Source organism: Mesorhizobium sp. WSM4807, from assembly GCF_055811615.1.
Genome location: NZ_JBVVQY010000087.1, coordinates 1 through 2,459 on the forward strand (window position 1 = coordinate 1; position 2,459 = coordinate 2,459).

Sequence of the window (2,459 nt, forward strand, 5' to 3'; positions counted from 1 at the left end):
ATTTCAGACGATCATGAGCAACGATTTCAGATGATCGTGAGCACCTTTTCGGAGGTGCGGGACGCTTCGGCCGCAACTCAGCCAGTCTACAGGATGCCTCGTTCAAAAACGAGGAAGCCTGATGCCAACCCAGAGATTGTCGATGCGCCGGATCAGAGAAGTTTTACGTCTAAGGCATGTCCAGGCCCTGACCGAGCGCGCCATCGCGCACACGCTTGGGGTGAGCAATGGCGTCGTGCATGGTTATCTGCGGCGCGCCCGTCTTGCTGGGCTGAGCTGGCCTCTGCCTGAAGGGATGGATGAGGAAGGCCTCGAGCTGCTGCTCTTCCCGGCGCCGAAGGCGGCGTCGCAAAGCCCCAGCCGGCCGGTGCCCGATTGGGCCTATGTGGAGAAGGAGTTATGCCGCCGCGGCGTAACGCGGGTGCTCTTGTGGTAGGAGTATCGCGCCGCCAATCCCGACGGCTTTGGCTATGCACGACCTTCGAGGCCTGGAAAGAGCGCGCGCGCCCGACGATGCGCCAGACACACCTGGGCGGCGAGAAGGTGTTGGTTGATTTCGCCGGCGACACCATCGACATCTTCGATCCCGTCACCGGCGAAGCGCACCCCATGAAGCTGTTCGTCGCAACGATGGGCGCCTCGAACTACACTTACGCCGAGGCATGCCCGAGCGAGAACCTGTCCGACTGGATCGGCGGTGCACACGAACCTCTTCACCTTTCTGGGCGGCGTGCCGAAGTTCGTGGTCTGCGACAATCTCAAGGCCGCCGTCACCAACTCCGATCGCTACGACCCCGGTCTCAACCGTACCTATGCCGAGATGGTGAGCCATTACGGCACCGCAGTTCTCGCAGCCAGGCCGAGACGCCCAAAGGATAAGGCAAAGGTCGAGGTCGCCGTGCAAATTGCCCAGCGCTGGGTCCTGGCGCGGCTGCGCAACCAGCGCTTCTTTTCCCTGGCGGAGCTGAACGTCGCCATCCACCTGCTCGTCGCCGAACTCAACGCCCGCCAGATGCGCGGCTTCGGCTCCAGCCGCGCTGAACTCTTCGCCGAGATCGACAGGCCGAAGCTGGGAGAACTGCCGGACCAGCCATACCTCTTTGCGCGCTGGAAGCGTTGCCGCGTCGCGCCCGACTATCACGTGGAGGTCGACGGGCACTGGTACTCCACGCCCTACCGCCTCATTCGCGAGCTCGTCGATGTGCGCATCGCCGACAGTCGAGGTCTTCCACAAGGGGCAGCGGATCGCCAGCCACGCCCGTGCGCCCAACCGGCGCGGCCATACGACCGTTGCCGATCACATGCCGAGCACGCATCGCCGCTACGGCAAGTGGACGCCAGGAGGATTGATCGCGGCCGGCGAGAAGATTGGTCCTTCCACCGCAGCCTTTCTTCCAGGCCGTCATCGATGACCGGCCGCATCCCGAGCAGGGCTTTCGCACCTTGGCGCTGACCAAGAGCTACGGCAACGCGCGCGTCGATGCAGCCTGCCAACGCGGCATCCTCATCAAGGCTCGCTCTGTCGCGTCGATCCGTTCAATCCTCAAGAACGGCCTTGATCGCGCTTTCTTCGACGAGACGCCCGACCACCAACCCCTGCGCCACGGCAATATCCGCGGTCAGGGCTATTTCCACTGAACCATGGAGTTCCCAATGCTCACCCATCCTACCTATGAACAGCTCATCACACTCGGCTTGACCGGAATGGCCAAGGCCTTCGCGGAGCAGCGACGAACACCGGATCTCGATGCCCTGTCGTTCGAGGAGCGCATCGGGCTTCTTGTCGATCGCGAAGCCGCCGAGCGCGACACCAACGGCTCACGACGCGCCTCAAATTCGCTGCGCTGCGCCAGAGCGCATGCGTGGAAGATGTCGATTTGCGCACCCCGCGCGGCATCGACCGCGCCGTCTTCGCCAGGCTCGTCGGCGGCGACTGGATCGACCGCCACGAGAATCTCCTGGTGACAGGCGCAACCGGCCTGGGCAAGAGTTGGCTCGCCTGCGCCCTTGGCCACAAAGCCTGCCGCGATAATCGATCGGTGACGGGCGCTATGGCCGCCTGCTCAAGACGCTCGGGCGCGTTCAACTCCTCATCCTCGACGACTGGGGCCTGTCCGTTCTCAACGCTGCCGAGCGCCGCGACCTCCTGGAAATCCTCGATGATCGCCATGGCTGCGAGCTTCGACCATCGTAACCAGCCAAATGCCCGTGCAGCACTGGCACGACGTCATCGGCGATCCCACCCTCGGTGATGCGATTCTGGATCGCCTCGTTCACAACGCTCACCGCCTTCAACTCACCGGAGAAAGCATGCGAAAACACAACGCTCGCGCCCATGCTCTTGACGCAGCCGCAAACACCTGAATCAATGAACAGGTCGAGCGAAGCGGCCGCTCATGATCGCGTGAAACACCTGCTCACGATCAAATGAAATGAGCGCTCACCATCGCGTGAAATGG

General features: G+C 62.9%; 2 pseudogenes. Both read left to right on the forward strand.

From position 1 onward, the window contains the following. Window positions 1-121 precede the first annotated feature (121 nt). Window positions 122-1,638: pseudogene (istA, locus tag AC0L3N_RS33765) on the forward strand (IS21 family transposase). Window positions 1,639-1,653: 15 nt separating this feature from the next. Beyond that, window positions 1,654-2,364 (forward strand): annotated as a pseudogene (locus AC0L3N_RS33770) (ATP-binding protein). Window positions 2,365-2,459 lie beyond the last annotated feature (95 nt).